Origin of the sequence: Kitasatospora sp. NPDC005748 (assembly GCF_040630735.1) — a bacterium.
Lineage (GTDB): Bacteria > Actinomycetota > Actinomycetes > Streptomycetales > Streptomycetaceae > Kitasatospora.
Genome location: NZ_JBEXYD010000009.1, coordinates 64,563 through 80,053, shown reverse-complemented (window position 1 = coordinate 80,053; position 15,491 = coordinate 64,563). Strand labels below are relative to the sequence as shown.

Here is a 15,491-nt window from a genome sequence, read left to right as displayed (position 1 = left end):
TCCACGTCCCCCAGTTCGCAGGGAGCGCACGACCCGGTGAAACCCCGCCCGGTGAACCACCAGCACGCCTCGGCGGCCCGCGCCGCCGCCCCGGACCCGTACTTCCCGAACAGCGGGGACACCCGCTACCGGGTGCACCGCTACGAGCTCGCCCTGGACTACCGCCCCGGGCCCAACCGGCTGGGCGGCACCGCGCGACTGAGCGCGGTCGCCGGGACGGCGCTGCCCGAGTTCGCGCTCGACCTCGCCGAGTTCCGGATCGGCCGGGTCCTGGTGGACGGCAAGGCCGCCCGGTACACCCACCGGGCCGGCAAGCTGCGGGTGCGGCCGGTCAAGGCGCTCGCGGCCGGCGCCGCGTTCACGGTCGAGGTGCACTACACCGGGAACCCGCGGCCGGTGCGCAGCCCGTGGGGCGGCCTCGGCTGGGAGGAGCTGACCGACGGCGCGCTGGTCGCCAGCCAGCCCGTCGGCGCGCCGTCCTGGTTCCCGTGCAACGACCGGCCCGCCGACAAGGCGACCTACCAGATAGCGGTGACCACGCCGTCCGCGTACACCGTGGTGGTCGGCGGCCGGCTGCTCACCCGCACCACGCACGCCTCCAGCACGACCTGGGTGTACGAGCAGAGCGCACCGACCTCGACGTACCTGGTGACGGTCTCGATCGGCCAGTACCGGCCGGTCGTGCTCGCCGAGCGCCCGGCCGTCCGGCAGACCGGGTACGTGCCCGAGCGGGTGGCCGGCGACTTCGCGGTGGACTTCGGGCGGCAGCCGCGGATGACCGCGTATTTCGAGGAGGTCTTCGGCCCCTACCCGTTCGGCGAGTACACGGTGGTCGTCGCCGACGAGGAGCTGGACGTCCCGGTGGAGGCGCAGGGCGTCGCCACCTTCGGCACCAACCACCTCGGCGGGGGCTGGGAGCGGGAGCGGCTGATCGCCCACGAGCTGGCCCACCAGTGGTTCGGCAACAGCGTGTCGATCGCCGACTGGAGCCACATCTGGCTCAACGAGGGCTTCGCCAAGTACGCGGAGTGGCTCTGGTCCGAGCGGGCCGGCGGCCCGTCGGCCACCACGCACGCGGCGGCCGCGCACGCCGTGCTGGCCGGCCTCCCCCAGGACCTCAGGCTGGCCGACCCGGGCCGGAAGCTGATGTTCGACGACCGGCTCTACCAGCGCGGCGGCCTGACCGTCCACGCGCTCCGGCTCACCCTCGGCGACGCCGCGTTCTTCCCGATGCTCCGGGAGTGGGCCACCGCCCACCGGCACGGCGTCGTCGGCACCGCCGACCTGCGCGCCCATGCGGGGCGCTACGCCGATCACTCGCTGGAGCCCCTGTTCACCGCGTGGCTGGACCGCCCGGAGCTCCCGCCGCTGCGGGGGCTGAGCGGGCCGACCGGCCCACCGCGACCAGGCTACTGACGGTCCGGCCCGGACCCCTCGCGGTGAGGGGGCCCGGGCCGGACCGCCGGCCCGGTGTCAGCCCGTGAAGCCGGCCGTGATGGAGGTGAACTGCCAGTCGTTCTGGGCGATGCCGGAGCAGGTCTCCTGCAGGCCGCCGCCCGCGCAGCCGCGGTCGCGGTTCACCGACCAGAAGGCCAGCCGGGCGATGTGGTGGCTGTTGGCCCAGTCGCGGATCGCGGTCCAGTTCTGGACGGTGGTGACCTCGTTGTTGTCGCTGAGGCCGTTCATGCCGGAGATGCCGACGTGCGCGTAGGCGGTGGCGTCGTCCCAGCCGAAGGTGGACTTGAGCTTGGCCTTCAGGCCCTCCGCCGCACTCACGGTGGCGGCGTACATGTCGGTGGAGGCGTTGCCGAAGTCGAACGGCATGATGGTGAACACGTCGATGTCCGCGCCGAGCGCCTTGGCCTGCTCGATCAGCCGGTTCCCGTAGGAGGTCGGGCCGGTGGTGCCGGTACCGAAGGTCAGGATGGTGCGCAGGCCGGGGTTGTTCTGCTTGACGATCTTGAGCGCGCCGAGGATGCGGTCCTGGACGACGGTGTTCTCGAACTCGTCGGTGTTCTCGATGTCGACGTCGATCGCCTTCAGACCGTAGGCGTCGATCACCTTCTGGTAGGCGCCGGCGAGATCGGCGGTGGTGGCGCAGTTGGGGCCGAGCTTGTTGCCGCTCCACCCGCCGATGGACGGGACGACGTCGCCGCCGGCCGCGCGGACGGCCTTGATGGTGGCCTGGTCGACCCCGTTCAGCAGCGGCCGCTGGCTGTCCCAGGTGGGGTTGCAGCCGTTCTGGGCGAGGACGAAGGCCAGGGTGAACCACTTCACGCCGGTGGCGTTCATGACGGTCGTGGGGGCCGGCGGGTTGCCCCAGCCGTTGTAGAGGTAGGGCGCGGCCTGCTTGAACCCGGTCGGGGTGCCGCCGCCCGGGTCGGTGGTGACCACGAGGGCGGCGGAGGAGCCGGAGGTGTTGCCGGCCGCGTCGCGGGCCTTGACGGTGAAGCTGTACGCCGTGGCGGCGGTCAGCCCGTCGACGGTCGCGCCGGTGCCGGTCGTGGTGGCGACCTTGGTGGCGCCCTGGTAGACGTCGTAGCCGGTCACGCCGACGTTGTCGGTGGCGGCGTCCCACACGAGGGTGACGCCGGTGGCGGACTTGCCGGTGCTGCGCAGGTTGCCTGGGGACGTGGGTGCCTGGGTGTCGCCCGGGGTCCCGCCGCCTGGCCCGTCCAGGCTCAGGTCGTCGGCGTAGTAGGTGCCCTGGCCGTACCAGCCGTTGACATAGACCTCCGCGCTGGTCTGCGTGGCGCCGGTGGTGAAGGAGACGCTCAGCCGGGTGTAGTCGGCGGCCGAGGTCCAGGCGGAGCCGGCGCCGGTGACACCGAGGTAGACATAGCTGCCGCGGACCCAGCCGGACAGCGAGTACGTGGTGTTGGGCTGGACGGCGACGGTCTGCGTGCACTTGGCGTTGTCGCTCGCGGAGGCGGCGCCCGCCAGCGCCTTGCCGCCGCCGTGCACGGGGGTGGAGACCACCGAGCCGAGTCCGCCGGCGCAGGACCAGCCGGACAGGGTGCCGGTCTCGAAGCCGGGGTTGCCGAGTTGGTTCGCCGCGTGGGCGGCGGTGGGGGCGGTGAACGCGGCGGCGGCCGCGAGCAGGGCTGCCGCGCCGACGGCGGGCAGTCGGGTGCGCTTGAGCACCGGGGACCTCCAGTGGGGGTGTGGGGGTGGAGGTGCGGGGAGGAGCCCAAAATGGACTGGACCAATTCATGCTGTCAAGTACCGTCCGGCGAGCGGACGGTGAGCGGGCGGCGAGCGGGCGGCGAGCGACGGGTGAACGGGGCCGAGAGCGGTCCCGAGCGCGGGGAGGACCAGGAGAGCGAAGGTCACGAGGGCAGCCGCAGTGACTGCCCTCAGCCAGGCTCTCCTCAGGTTTCCCATCACCGGAGGCCGGCTGTCCCAGGCCGGCTCTCCCAGGCCGGCCCCGGAGGCGGTCGTGCCGTGCGAGCCGGCTTGTCATGGTCGAGCCGAGGCTACTCCGCGTCGATCGGCAACCGACTGATCGTCACCATCGCCGCGTGTTGGCGGCTCCGACCCGGGGCGGGCGCCGCGAGCGGCGCGGCGGGCCCTCGGCGGGACTCCCCCGGCCGGCCCGGAAAGGAGGTGGAGGACCGTGGACGACCGACGTAGGTTGAAGGAGCCGTCCGGCCCCGCCGACGGCATCCGGCGACGGTCGACCCCCGGCCCCGGTCCGCGTTCCAGCCGCTGCACCGAATGATTCAGAGGATCAGATGACCGACCAGTACGACGAGCTCCTCCCGACGACCCGCCGCGCGCTGCTGCACCGGATCGCGGTCGCACAGGCCGAGGGCCGCACGCCCTCCCTGGTCGCCGCGGTGGTCCGGGACGGCAGACTGGTCTGGAGCGGAGCGCGCAGCATGATCGACGGTCATGCGCCCACCGTCGACGTGCAGTACCGGATCGGCTCGCTCACCAAGACCTTCGTCGCCGTCCTGGTGCTCCGGCTGCGCGACGAGGGCCTGCTCGACCTGGCCGACCCGCTGGAGCGCCACCTGCCCGGCACCCCGGCCGACGGCGCCACCGTCGCCCAACTGCTCGCCCACTCGGCCGGCCTCGCCTCCGAGACCCCGGCGCCCTGGTGGGAGCGGACCGACGGCACGCTGCGCCCCGAGCTCGCCGACCTCCTGGAGGGCGACAACCCGCGCAAGCACCCGGCGGGGCGGCTCCACCACTACTCCAACCCCGGCTACGCCCTGCTCGGCGCGCTGGTCGAGCGCCTGCGCGGCGAGCCGTGGCACGAGGTGCTGCACCGCGAGGTCCTGACTCCGCTCGGGATGGACCGCACCACCCTGCTGCCCGAGCTCCCGCACGCCGGCGGCTTCGCCGTCCACCCCTGGGCCGACGTCATGCTGCCCGAACCGCTGACCGAGACCGGGCTGATGGCACCGGCCGGGCAGCTCTGGTCGACCGTCGCCGACCTGGCCCGCTGGGCCGCCTTCCTGACCGCCGGCGACCCGAAGGTGCTGACCGCCGAGAGCCTCGCCGAGATGCGCGTACCCGCCGTCGGCCCGGGCGGCGAGAACTGGTCCGGCGGGTACGGGCTCGGGCTGCAACTGCTGCGCCACCAGGACCGCGTCCTCTACGGCCACACCGGTTCGATGCCGGGCTTCACCGCCGGCCTCTGGATCAGCGAGGCGGACGGTCTGGCGGCGATCGCGGTCGCCAACGCGACCAGCGGCGGCGACACCCCGCGGGTCGCGGCGGAGCTGATCTCCCTCACCGCCCAGCACGAACCCCGGCTGCCCGAGCCCTGGCGCCCGCTGTCCTCCCTCGACGAGGACCTGCTCGCGCTCACCGGCCCCTGGTACTGGGGCGCCGCCGGCCACACCCTGCGGCTGAAGGCCGACCGCGTCCTGGAACTGGCCCCGCTCACCGGCGGCACCCGCAGCTCCCGGTTCCGCGCCGAGCCGGACGGCTCCTGGACGGGGCTGGACCACTACTACGCGGGCGAGACGCTGCGGGTCGTCCGCGCCGCCGACGGCTCGGTCAGCCACCTGGACGTCGGCTCCTTCGTCTTCACCCGCCGGCCCTACGGTCCGGCCGAGGCCGTGCCCGGCGGGGTCGACCCGGCCGGCTGGCAGGCCTTCTGAGGCGTCGGGCCTCCCCCGGCCCGGGTGTGTCGCCGCCGCGGGGCTCCGGCACGCCGTGACGGGCGCCCGGTGCGGCGCGGCGGGCCTACGCCGCGCCGCCGCGGGGCTCCGACGCTTCGGCGTCGGGGGCCCGCGCTCCGGCCGGCGAACCAGGCGGACGGGCCAGGCGCAGGAGGTGGGCCGTGCGCAGCGCGTGCGACGCGAGCAGCGTGCCGACGACCGTGCACGGCGCCAGCGCGGCGTCCGTCGCGCCGCTCTCCCACCCGAGGAAGGCGCCGACCGCCAGGAACGGGACGACCCCCGTCACGGGGGCGACCACCATCGCGAGGGCGAGGGTGCTCCGCCTGCGGTCCTCCTCCCAGCACCGGTCGGCGGTGATCTGCAGGGCGCCGGCCATCGCCACCACCAGCATCCACCAGGGTGAGGTGGCCAGTCCGACCAGCCTGGCGAGCAGGTGGAGGAGGAGCAGTCCGACCGCGAGCTGGGCCTGCACCCGCAGGATGTCCCACAGCTCCGCGGCGATCTCCCGCCGCCGCGCCGAGCCCGGTTTCCACCCCATGGAGCGGAGCATACGGTGGCGCCCGCACACCGAACAGGTGTCCGGCAGACAGTGAGTGGCCCCATTCAGCAGGTGCACATCCAAGCTCTGCCGAACGGCAACGTGGACGCCAGCCGACACGGAGAAACATACGGATACCGGTTCGCACGCCCCACGACCGAGAGTGCGGGCCGGTGCCACGGCGATCCGTGGCCGCCGTCGTCCGTGCCGCCCTGGAGGGTCTGCCATGACCACCGTCCCCACGTACGCTCCGCCCGCCGTCACCCCCGGCCACACCTCGGTGCTCCCCATCCCGCTGCCGGCGCAGCAGACCGTCGTCCAGCCGGTCACCGTCCAGCCGCTCACCGTCCGACCGGTCCCCGCCCCGGCCGTACCCGCCCCGGCCGCTCCCGTGCCCGCCCTCGCGGCCCCGGCGCTCTCCGCACCGGCGCTCTCCGCACCGGCCCTCCTCGGCAAGGTGCCGGCGCCCGCCTACACCGTCGCGCTCGCTCGTGACGAGGCCGACGTGCGCGCCGCCCAGCTGCTGCGCCACCAGGTCTTCGCCGCTGAACTCGGTGCCCGGCTGCACAGCCCGGTGGCGGGGCTGGACGTCGACCCGTTCGACGCGTTCTGCGACCACCTGCTGGTGCGCGAGGGCGAGGACGGCCCCGTGGTGGGGACCTACCGGCTGCTGCGCCCGGCAGCCGCCCGACGGGCCGGACGGCTCTACTCCGACGGCGAGTTCGACCTGCGCAACCTGTCCCCGCTCCGCGACGGCCTGGTGGAGCTGGGCCGCTCCTGCATCCACCCGGACCACCGGGGCAACGGCGCGGTCATCAACCTGATGTGGGGCGGCATCGCCCGCTACCTCGCCGACACCGGCAACACCTGGGTCGGCGGCTGCTGCTCGATCCCGCTGGACGACGGCGGCGCGACGGCGGCGCGGGTCTGGGACACCGTCAGCGCCAAGTACCTCGCCCCCGAGGAGTACCGGGTCGCCCCGCACCGGCCGTGGGACCCCACCGGCCTGCCCCGCGCCGAGCGGGCCGCGCTGCCGGCACTGCTCCGCGGGTACCTGCGGCTGGGCGCCTGGGTCTGCGGCGCGCCAGCCCACGACCCGGACTTCGCCACCGCCGACCTCTACGTGCTGCTGTCCCTGGAGCGCACCGATCCGCGCTACCTGCGGCACTTCCTCTCCGGGCTCGCTCCGGCGGCCCCGGCCACCGGACCGGCCGCGCCCGGCGGTACGGAACCCGCGCCCGGGCCGCTCTTGTGAGCGTCTGGCTGCCGACCGCCCCCTGCACGCCGGAGACCTGCCTGACCGAGGCCGCCCCCGTGGTGGCACTCCCCCGGCGGATCCTGCGCCTCGCCGCGTTCCTGGTCGTGCTGGTGACGGGCCTCGCGCTCACCCCGTCGGTCCGGGCCCTGCCCGGGGGGCCTCGCGACGCGCTGGTCCGCTTCTGGGCACGCACCCTGCTCGGCGCGCTCGGGATCACCGTCCGGATCGCGCCGCCCCCGGCCTGCGGCGGCGGGGTGCTGGTGGTGGCCAACCACGTCTCGTGGCTGGACATCCCGCTGATCGCGGCCGGCCGGCCCGGCCGCTCGCTGGCCAAGACCGAAGTCCGGCACTGGCCGGTGCTCGGCCCGCTGGTGGCCTGGGGCGGCACCGTCTTCCTCGACCGCGACCGGCTGCGCACCCTCCCCGGCACGGTCGCCGCGGTCACCGAACTGCTGCGCGCGGGACGGCCCGTGGTCGTCTTCCCCGAGGGGTCGACCTGGTGCGGGCGGGAGAGCGGCCGGTTCCGCCCTGCGCTCTTCGAGGCCGCCGTCCAGGCCGGTGCTCCCGTGCAGCCGGTGACGGTCCGCTACCGACTCGCGGACGGGCGGGCGACCAGCACGCCGGCCTTCGTCGGCGAGGACGGCCTGCTCGCCTCGATCGCCCGGGTGGTGTCGGTCCGTGGACTGGTGGCCGAGGTGACCTTCCTGCCCGCGATCCCGGCACCCGCGGTCCGGACCGGTCAGCCGGCGGACCGGTGGCAGCCGCGCCGGGAGCTGGCCCGTGCCGCCCAGGCGGCCGTGGAGGCGACCGGCCGGCGAGTGCCCGGTGGTGACTGCCCGTTGTGAGCACCCGCTGTGAGCACCCGCTGTGAGTGCCCGCTGTGAGTGCCCGCTGGTGAGTCAGACCGGTGGGGTCGGTGCGGCCGGGTGCCCGCGGCGGATGCCCGTCGTGCCCGGCGCCGACCGGTGATCGACGGGCGGTGGGCCGGGCAGGTAGCCTCACGGCATCCGCCCGTCCACCACGGCTCGCCGCCGTCGACCGCCGTGCCACACCGTCCGACTCCCCTGCGACCGGCAGGCGTTCCGCGGGACCGCCCCCGCCCGCCGCCGAGGTCGGCCGACGCCACGCCCAGGAGGACTCCCGCCGTGTCCGAGCTGTACCCGATCGGCAAGCCCTACGCGCAAGGACTCCTGGAGGTCGGCGACGGCCAGCGAATCTACTGGGAGGCCTCGGGCAACCCCGCCGGCAAGCCCGCCGTCGTGGTGCACGGCGGACCGGGCTCCGGCCACAGTCCGAAGAACCGGCGCTGCTTCGACCCCAAGCGCTACCACCTGGTGCTGTTCGACCAGCGCGGGTGCGGACGGAGCCTGCCGCACGCCGCCGACCCGGCGACCGGTCTGGAACACAACACCACCGCCCATCTGATCGCCGACATGGAACGGCTTCGCGAACACCTGGGCATCGAGAAGTGGCTGCTGTACGGCGGCTCCTGGGGCTCGACCCTGATCCTCGCCTACGCGCAGACCCACCCCGAGCGGGTCTCGGAGATCGTGATCTGCGGGGTGACCATGACTCGCCCCGAGGAGACCGATTGGCTGTACCGCGGCGTGGGCCGGCTGCTGCCGGGCCCCTGGGAGGCCTTCCGCGACGGGCTGCCGCCCGCCGAACGGGACGGCGACCTGGTGGCCGCGTACAGCCGGCTGCTGAACAGCCCCGACGAGGCCGTCCGCCGCAAGGCCGCACGGGACTGGGCGACCTGGGAGGACGCGGTGATCGCGCACGAGTCGCTGGGGAAACCGAACGCCTACTCCGACCGCCCGGACGACGCCCTGATGGCGTTCACCCGGATCACCGCGCACTACTTCGCGCACGACGCCTTCCTGGAGGACGGCCGACTCCTGCGCGACGCCGGACGACTGGCCGGGATCCCGGGCGTCCTGATCCACGGCCGGCTGGACCTCGGATCGCCGCTGAAGACCGCCTGGGAACTGGCGAAGGCCTGGCCGGACGCCGAGTTGACGGTCATCCAGGACTCCGGCCACACCGGGAGCCCCGCCATGGGCGAGGCGGTGTTCGCAGCCATCGAACGGTTCGCCGGACCCGCCCGGAACTGACCACGACGGCTCGCTCCGGCCGTCTCGTGCCGGCGGCGAGACGGTCCGCCGGCCCGACCGGGAGTCGGACCTGCGGCGAGACCGAGACGGCGGAGTTGCCCGGCCGTTGCCCGGCCGGAGGCCGCCCGGGCCCGGTCGGCCGTGTGCCCAAGGGCCGCTCCCGGCCGCCCGATCGGGCCCCTACGATACGAGCATGATCGCCTATGCCCCCGCAGCCCTGTTCTTCGTCCTGTGCGGGATCGGGGTGCTCCGTGACCGACGCCGATTCAGCAACGCCGTCCTGCTCGGCATAGCCGTCTCCTTTCTCGCCCTGGCGCTGCTCGCCGAGTTGCGCAAGGCCCCGACACTGGTCGCCGAGGTGGCAGCCGTCGCCATCATCCTGCTGCCGGCGGTCGGAACGCTGGCGCTGGTCGGCTTCCTGATCGCCAACGGCCTGACGATGGTCCGCAAGGAGGGCAGACGGCCGGCCAATCTGCTGTCCCTGCTCGCGGGCCTCGGCATCCTCTCCGTGATCAGCCTGCTCGTCGCCGCCGTGGTGACCCGCTCGTACCGGCTGGGGGTCCTCGCCGGCACCGCCGTGCTGGTGGTCGGTTACATCTCCTTTCTGTTCGTCTGCTTCGTGGGCTACGCCTTCCTGTACGGCCGCCACCGCCCCCGCCGGGACGTCGACTTCGTCGTGGTGCTCGGCTCGGGCCTGATCGGCGGCGACCGGGTGCCGCCGCTGCTGGCGAGCCGGCTGAACCGGGGCCGTGAGGTGTACGAGAAGCAGGCCGCTCGCGGCAACCCACCGGTGCTGATCACCTCGGGCGGCCAGGGACCGGACGAGAAGCTACCCGAGTCCCACGCGATGGCCGACTACCTCGTGCAGCGCGGCTTCCCCGAGGCACACCTCGTGCGTGAGGAGCACTCGCGCACGACGGAGGAGAACCTGCTCTTCTCCAGAGCGATCATGGAGCAGGCCAAGCCCGGGTACCGCTGCGTGATCGTCACCAACAACTTCCACGCGTTCCGTGCCGCGCTGACGGCCCGTAAGGCGGGTGTGACCGGGCAGGTCTTCGGCTCCCCCACCGCGGCGTACTACTGGCCGAGCGCGACGATCCGGGAGTTCGCCGCCGTCTTCCTCTCCCACAAGCTGATCAACTTCGGCATCTGCGGCTTCCTCGCGCTGTGCGGAGTGCTCGCCGCCGCGCTCTGACGCACCGGACACCCCGTCCTTCCGGGCCCCGGCCGCCAGAACCCGGGGAAACGGCCCGGGGGCCGCCGTGTCATGCCGTCGGACGCGGCGCCAGGACCGCGCAGGTGGTCGTCCCGTGCGCGTACAGCTTGCCGTCCTCCACGCCGACCACCCGCGCCTCCGCCGTCGCGAGGGTACGGCCGACGTGCAGCGCGATGGCCTCGCACCGCAGCTTCCCCGAGTCGGCGAACACCGGGCGCACCATGTGCACGTTCAACTGGGTCGTGGTGTAGGCCGTGCCGGCGGGCAGTCGGCTCATCACGGCGCAGCCGAGCGCCGAGTCGAGCAGGGTGGCGAGGTAGCCGCCGTGCACGGTGTTCATCGGGTTGAAGAGATGCTCGCCGACCTCGCCCTCGAAGACCGCCGTGCCCGGCCCGGCCTCGACCAGTCCGAAGCCCAGGGTGCTGGCGATCGGCGGAGCCTGGATCCGTCCCGCGATCATCTCCTGCAGGATCTCCTCCCCGGTGAGGTGCGGGAACGCGGAGACCGGCGGTCCGACCTGCCAGTGGTGGGTACGGCTGTGCGACGCCTCGTCCGGCACGGTCTGCTCTCCCTGGAATCCATACGTGGTCATGGGACCAACCTGCCCGCTCCGCCCGTCCTGCTCAACTGCGATTCGCACTTCGGAGCGGCTCCGCCCATGGCGGCACCGGCCATGACGGGCGCGCCGACAACGGGTGACCGTCACATGTCACCCGACGGCCGGACGCGCCACGCTGCACGGCAGTCCACCGAGTCCACCGAACTCCGCCCCCACCCAGGAGTCCTCCATGGTTCTGCTGCCCGTGCGCGTGTCGACCGCGCCCGCCGTGACCGCCCCGTCCACCGCGCCCGTCCCACCGACCGGATCCGACGTGCCCGGATCCGACGTGCCCGGATCCAGCGCACCCGGATCCAGCGCACCCGGTACCACTGAGACCGGGACCGCCCGCGCCGTGCCCGTCGCGGGACCGGCCCGCCCGGGCCGGCGGTTCGCGCGCCGCGCCGCGGCTGCGCTGCTCGCGGCGCTGGCACTCGCCTCCACGGCACCGGCCTCCGCCGTCGCGGCCGCCACCCCGGGCCCCGGCCGTACCGCGGCCTCCGCGACTTCCGCCGCGCATGTGGCCGCCCCTGCCGCTTCCACGGCGGGCGGGACCTTCCAACAGGTCACCGGGTTCGGTGGCAACCCCGGGAACCTGGCGATGTTCTCCTACACCCCGGCAGGCCTGCCGACCGGCGCACCGCTGGTGGTCGCGCTGCACGGCTGCACCCAGACAGCCACCGACTACTACCGCAACTCCGGCTGGACCACCCTGGCCGACCGGTACGGCTTCGCGGTGGTGTTCCCGCAGACCGGCAGCGCCAACAACGCCCTCTCCTGCTTCAGCTGGTTCGACGCCGCCAAGGACAGCCGGGGCGCGGGCGAGGCCGAATCGGTGTCCGAGATGGTCACCGAAGCCCGGGCCCTGTACGGCTCCGACGGGCGCCGGGTGTTCGTCACGGGCCTCTCGGCCGGTGGCGGTATGGCGGCCGACCTGCTGGCCGACTACCCCGACGTGTTCGCGGGCGGGGCGATCGACTCCGGCCTGCCCGCGCACTGCGCCACCACCCAGGCCGCCGCCTCCGGGTGCCAGAACAACGACCAGCGGCTCACCCCGGCCCAGTGGGGCGACCGAGTCCGCCGGGCGTACCCGGGCCACAGCGGGCCGTGGCCCCGGGTGGCGATCTGGCAGGGCACCGCGGACACCACCGTCAGGCCCGTGAACGGCACCGAGCTGCGGGACCAGTGGACGGATGTGTGGGGCATCGGCCAGAGCGCCTCCGCCACCCGGAACCTGCCGGGTGGCACCACCGAGTCCGTCTACAACGACGCGAGCGGCCGGCCCGCCGTGGCGCTCTACTCCGTCGCGGGGATGGGTCACGGGCTCGCGGTCGACCCGGGCCCGGGGGCGGACCAGTGCGGGGCCGGCGGCGCCTACTTCCTCGACACGATCTGCTCCAGCTACTACACCGCGCGGTTCTGGGGCTTGGACGGCGGCGGCCCGGCCACGCCCTCGCTGCCCGCACCGGCGGGCCTGACCGCGACCGCCACCGGCCAGGACTCGATCGCGCTCGGCTGGCAGGCCGTCACCGGCGCCGCGTCCTACGTGCTGTACCGGAACGGAACGCGGGTGGCCGCCCCGGCCGGCACCTCGTACACCGACGGCGGCCTGAACCCCGGGGCCTCGTACACCTACACCGTGGCCGCCGTCGACGCGGCGGGCGCCGTGGGAGCCCGGTCGGCGGCGGTGACGGCGAGCACTCCCGGCGGCGCGCAGCAGTGCTTCACGGACAGCAACTACGACCAGGTGAAGGCGGGCCGTGCGACTCAGGCCGGCGGCCTCACCTACGCCCTCGGCTCGGGACAGGCCATGGGCCTCTGGAACACCTTCACGATCCACACGCTGAAGGAGACCGGGGCGGGCTACTTCGTCCTCGCCGACGGGCAGTGCTGACCCGCGACCGGCGGCGAGTCGGCCCCGGCACGGGCCCTGATGCTGCCCCCGACTCCGGACCGGGCCCGCGTGTCCGCAGTGTCCGGCCACCGTGCCACCGCCGGTGTGCCGGCCTCCGCCCAACCTTCTGAGCTTCCTCATCCGTGCTCCTCTCCGGGGCGCAGACCGGCGAACAGGTCGGATTCGGGGAGGACCGTCTCCACCAGGCTCCGGGCCAGGTGGTAGTCCTCCGTCGGCCAGACCTCGCGCTCGATCTCACGCGGGTGTGCCATGAACCCGGTGCCGGGCTGTATCTGGGTGGCGTGCGCGAGCAGGGCGGCGTCCCGTACGGCGAACTGCTCGGCGCAGCGGATCCGGGTGGTGGTGGCGAGGGCGGGCGGGGCGTCGGGCCAGCCGGCCAGCACCTCGCCCATGGCCGAGTCGACGCCGCGAGCCGTCATCGAGTCGTGCATGGCCTGGAACCAGGCCCGGGACAGCGCCAGGTGATAGTAGAGCTTGGCCACCTGCCAGGGCTCGCCCGCCTCCGGACAGCGGTCGGGGTCGGCCGCGCCCTCGACCGCCTCGACGGTGACCCGATGGGTCATCACATGGTCGGGGTGTGGGTAGCCGCCCGTCTCGTCGTAGGTGACGACGACGTGGGGGCGGAACTCGCGGATCAGCGTGATCAGCGGCTCGGCGGCGACGGCGGGCGGCAGGAGCGCGAAGCAGCCGTCGGGCAGTGGCTCGCCGGGGCCAGGTAGCCCGGAGTCGGTGAAGCCCAGGAAGCGCTGGCCGACACCGAGGATCTCGCGTGCGGCGGCCATCTCCTCGCGCCGGATCCGGGTCAGCTCGGCCCTGGTCCCGGGCCGGTCGAGTGCCGGGTTGAGCACCGAGCCGCGCTCGCCGCCGGTGCACGTCGCGACCATGACGTCCACCCCCTGGGCGGCGTAGCGGGCGAGGGTGGCCGCCCCCTTGCTGGACTCGTCGTCGGGGTGGGCGTGCACGGTCAGCAGCCGGAGTGCGGAGGGGTGAGTGAACATGCGCGGTTCCTTCGGTCCGAGTGGCGTCGAGCAGCGGTCCGGTCCGGTGGCCCGCCGGGAAACAACTTAGGTCCGACCCATTGACTGGGTCAAGCCTAATTTCTGTACCCGACCCAGTGAATCTGCGCTACGCTCACGCCATGACCGAGGGCACCCCCAACCTGCGCGAGCTCAACAAGCGCCGCACCCGCGAGGCGATCTCGAACGCCGCCACGCGGCTCTTCATCGAGCACGGCTTCGACCGGACGACGATCGCCGAGGTCGCGGTGGCCGCCGGGGTCGCCAAGATGACCGTCACCAACCACTTCCCGCGCAAGGAGGACCTCGTCCTCGACCTGCACCGGGAGATGATCGCCGCCCAGGCCGAGGCGGTCGCCGGGCGCGCGCCCGGCGAGTCCGCGCTGGCGGCGCTGCGCCGCACCTGCCTCGCCTCGATCGACCGGCACGACCCGGCCCTCGGCTTCGCCGATCCGCCGTTCGCCCGCACCGTCACGGAGAGCCCCGCCCTGCTCGCCCGGCTGCGCGAGATCCACGAGCAGAGCGAGAACGCGCTCACCGCGGCCCTCGCCGAGGCCACCGACTCCCCACCGGGCGACCTCACCGCCAGACTCGCGGCCGGCCTGCTGGCGGCGATCCGCCGCGCGCTCTTCACCGAGGTCTTCCGCCGCGTCCTGACCGGCGAGGAGCACGAGGCGATATCGGCGGCCATCCGACCGTCCGCCGTCCGGGCCTTCGACCACCTGCGGAGCGCGCTCGACGGGTACGCCGTCCGGCCGACCGACTGACGCGCCGCCACACACCGGGCGCGCCAACGACGGCATCCCCCGACCGGGCCGCTCGTCGTACAGGCACACCGGCACACCGGCACACCGAAAAAGCGCAGGTCCCGACACTTGACGAAAGGTTGACTTGTTCACGGCAGAACGTTGGCGGGCCCCGACCCTATGGTCGGCGCATGCCCCCACAGCCCCTCGGGCGGACAGCCCTGCCCGTCCTGCCCTACCGCAAACCCACCCCCGGTCGGGACTACTGGGTGCTGGACGACGTGCTGCCCGATCCGGACGCGGTCCGCGAACGGTGCCTCGCCCGGGGCGACTGGACCGAGGGGTACCCCTACCGGCCCGAGACCTGGCCCGGGCTGCGCACCATGCCCGGCCTGGAGCCGGCCGAGCTCGCCCGGGTGGAGGCACTGGTCCGCCGGGCGACCGGTACCGCCAAGCTCTGGGTCCAGAGCACGCCCGGCGGCGGAACGCTCAACCACAACTGCGTCCAACTGGTCGGCGCCGGCGAGTCGGAATCCCGCCCCCACACCGACTCCCGCGCGCTCTGCCGCTACGCGGCCGTCCTCTACCTCAGCCCCGGTGCCCCCAAGGAGGCCGGCACCAGCTTCTACCGCCAGCAGTTCCCCGGCGGGCGCCTCGGCGGCAACCTCGTCGACGCACCGCACAACAACCTCGTCGAGGCGCTCGGCACGCGCCGCGTCCCGGGTGACGCCTTCACCGAGGACGTCCGCGTCCCCAACCGCTACAACCGGCTCCTGCTGTACCGCGCCAACCTGATCCACAGTGCCACCGGCTACTACGGCATCCCGCTGGAGGAGCGGCGAATGACGGCCGTCTTCTTCTGGATGGCCTGACCCCGGAGCGCCCTGGCACCGGGCCCCGGAGCACCCGGCCCCAGGTCCCTGACGCGACCCGTCCGTGCAGCGGAACCCCGGAG

At 73.8% G+C, this 15,491-nt stretch carries 13 protein-coding genes; 9 read left to right on the top strand and 4 right to left on the bottom strand.

What is annotated here, in order from left to right; translation table 11 throughout:
* Positions 1 to 51: 51 nt before the first annotated feature.
* Positions 52 to 1,416 carry a M1 family metallopeptidase gene (locus ABZ495_RS10065; RefSeq protein ID WP_359835184.1) on the top strand — a complete coding sequence of 455 codons (1,365 nt, stop codon included), beginning with the start codon at positions 52 to 54 and terminating at the stop codon, positions 1,414 to 1,416.
* A gap of 57 nt (positions 1,417 to 1,473) precedes the next feature.
* Here ABZ495_RS10065 and ABZ495_RS10060 read toward each other — a convergent pair whose 3' ends face one another.
* Positions 1,474 to 3,102: a carbohydrate binding domain-containing protein gene (locus tag ABZ495_RS10060; protein ID WP_359835310.1), complete on the bottom strand. Its 1,629-nt coding sequence runs from the start codon at positions 3,100 to 3,102 to the stop codon at positions 1,474 to 1,476.
* Between the two features lie 632 nt (positions 3,103 to 3,734).
* Between ABZ495_RS10060 and ABZ495_RS10055 the strand changes: the two genes are divergently transcribed.
* Positions 3,735 to 5,114, top strand: coding sequence for a serine hydrolase domain-containing protein (locus ABZ495_RS10055; RefSeq protein WP_359835182.1), 1,380 nt, complete (start codon positions 3,735 to 3,737; stop codon positions 5,112 to 5,114).
* 85 nt (positions 5,115 to 5,199) lie between these two features.
* On the opposite strand, the gene ABZ495_RS10050 is transcribed toward ABZ495_RS10055, so the two are convergent.
* A complete protein-coding gene (locus tag ABZ495_RS10050; RefSeq protein ID WP_359835180.1) occupies positions 5,200 to 5,673 on the bottom strand; it encodes a hypothetical protein in 474 nt (157 codons plus the stop codon).
* 226 nt (positions 5,674 to 5,899) lie between these two features.
* On the opposite strand from ABZ495_RS10050, the gene ABZ495_RS10045 reads away from it, so the two are divergent.
* The 4 genes from ABZ495_RS10045 to ABZ495_RS10030 all read left to right on the top strand — a co-directional run bounded on the left by ABZ495_RS10045 (position 5,900) and on the right by ABZ495_RS10030 (position 10,240).
* The gene (locus tag ABZ495_RS10045) at positions 5,900 to 6,928 is read left to right on the top strand and encodes a GNAT family N-acyltransferase (protein WP_359835178.1); all 1,029 of its coding nucleotides are present in this window, start codon (positions 5,900 to 5,902) and stop codon (positions 6,926 to 6,928) included.
* On the top strand, positions 6,925 to 7,776 hold the full coding sequence (locus ABZ495_RS10040) for a lysophospholipid acyltransferase family protein (RefSeq protein ID WP_359835176.1): 852 nt from the start codon (positions 6,925 to 6,927) through the stop codon (positions 7,774 to 7,776). Before ABZ495_RS10045 ends, ABZ495_RS10040 begins: the two co-directional genes overlap by 4 nt.
* A 300-nt stretch (positions 7,777 to 8,076) precedes the next feature.
* Positions 8,077 to 9,045, top strand: coding sequence for a prolyl aminopeptidase (gene pip, locus ABZ495_RS10035; protein ID WP_359835173.1), 969 nt, complete (start codon positions 8,077 to 8,079; stop codon positions 9,043 to 9,045).
* Positions 9,046 to 9,238: 193 nt separating this feature from the next.
* A complete protein-coding gene (locus tag ABZ495_RS10030; protein WP_329485923.1) occupies positions 9,239 to 10,240 on the top strand; it encodes a YdcF family protein in 1,002 nt (333 codons plus the stop codon).
* A gap of 70 nt (positions 10,241 to 10,310) precedes the next feature.
* On the opposite strand, the gene ABZ495_RS10025 is transcribed toward ABZ495_RS10030, so the two are convergent.
* Positions 10,311 to 10,853, bottom strand: coding sequence for a PaaI family thioesterase (locus ABZ495_RS10025; RefSeq protein ID WP_359835171.1), 543 nt, complete (start codon positions 10,851 to 10,853; stop codon positions 10,311 to 10,313).
* A 196-nt stretch (positions 10,854 to 11,049) separates the two neighbouring features.
* Here ABZ495_RS10025 and ABZ495_RS10020 point away from each other — a divergent pair, with 196 nt between their 5' ends.
* Entirely contained in the window at positions 11,050 to 12,753 is a 1,704-nt protein-coding gene (locus ABZ495_RS10020) for a PHB depolymerase family esterase (protein WP_359835169.1), read from the top strand.
* Positions 12,754 to 12,890: 137 nt separating this feature from the next.
* On the opposite strand, the gene mca is transcribed toward ABZ495_RS10020, so the two are convergent.
* Positions 12,891 to 13,772 carry a mycothiol conjugate amidase Mca gene (gene mca, locus ABZ495_RS10015; protein WP_359835167.1) on the bottom strand — a complete coding sequence of 294 codons (882 nt, stop codon included), beginning with the start codon at positions 13,770 to 13,772 and terminating at the stop codon, positions 12,891 to 12,893.
* 140 nt (positions 13,773 to 13,912) lie between these two features.
* Here mca and ABZ495_RS10010 point away from each other — a divergent pair, with 140 nt between their 5' ends.
* Positions 13,913 to 14,557: a TetR/AcrR family transcriptional regulator gene (locus ABZ495_RS10010; protein WP_359835166.1), complete on the top strand. Its 645-nt coding sequence runs from the start codon at positions 13,913 to 13,915 to the stop codon at positions 14,555 to 14,557.
* A gap of 170 nt (positions 14,558 to 14,727) precedes the next feature.
* On the top strand, positions 14,728 to 15,408 hold the full coding sequence (locus ABZ495_RS10005; RefSeq protein ID WP_359835163.1) for a DUF6445 family protein: 681 nt from the start codon (positions 14,728 to 14,730) through the stop codon (positions 15,406 to 15,408).
* Positions 15,409 to 15,491 lie beyond the last annotated feature (83 nt).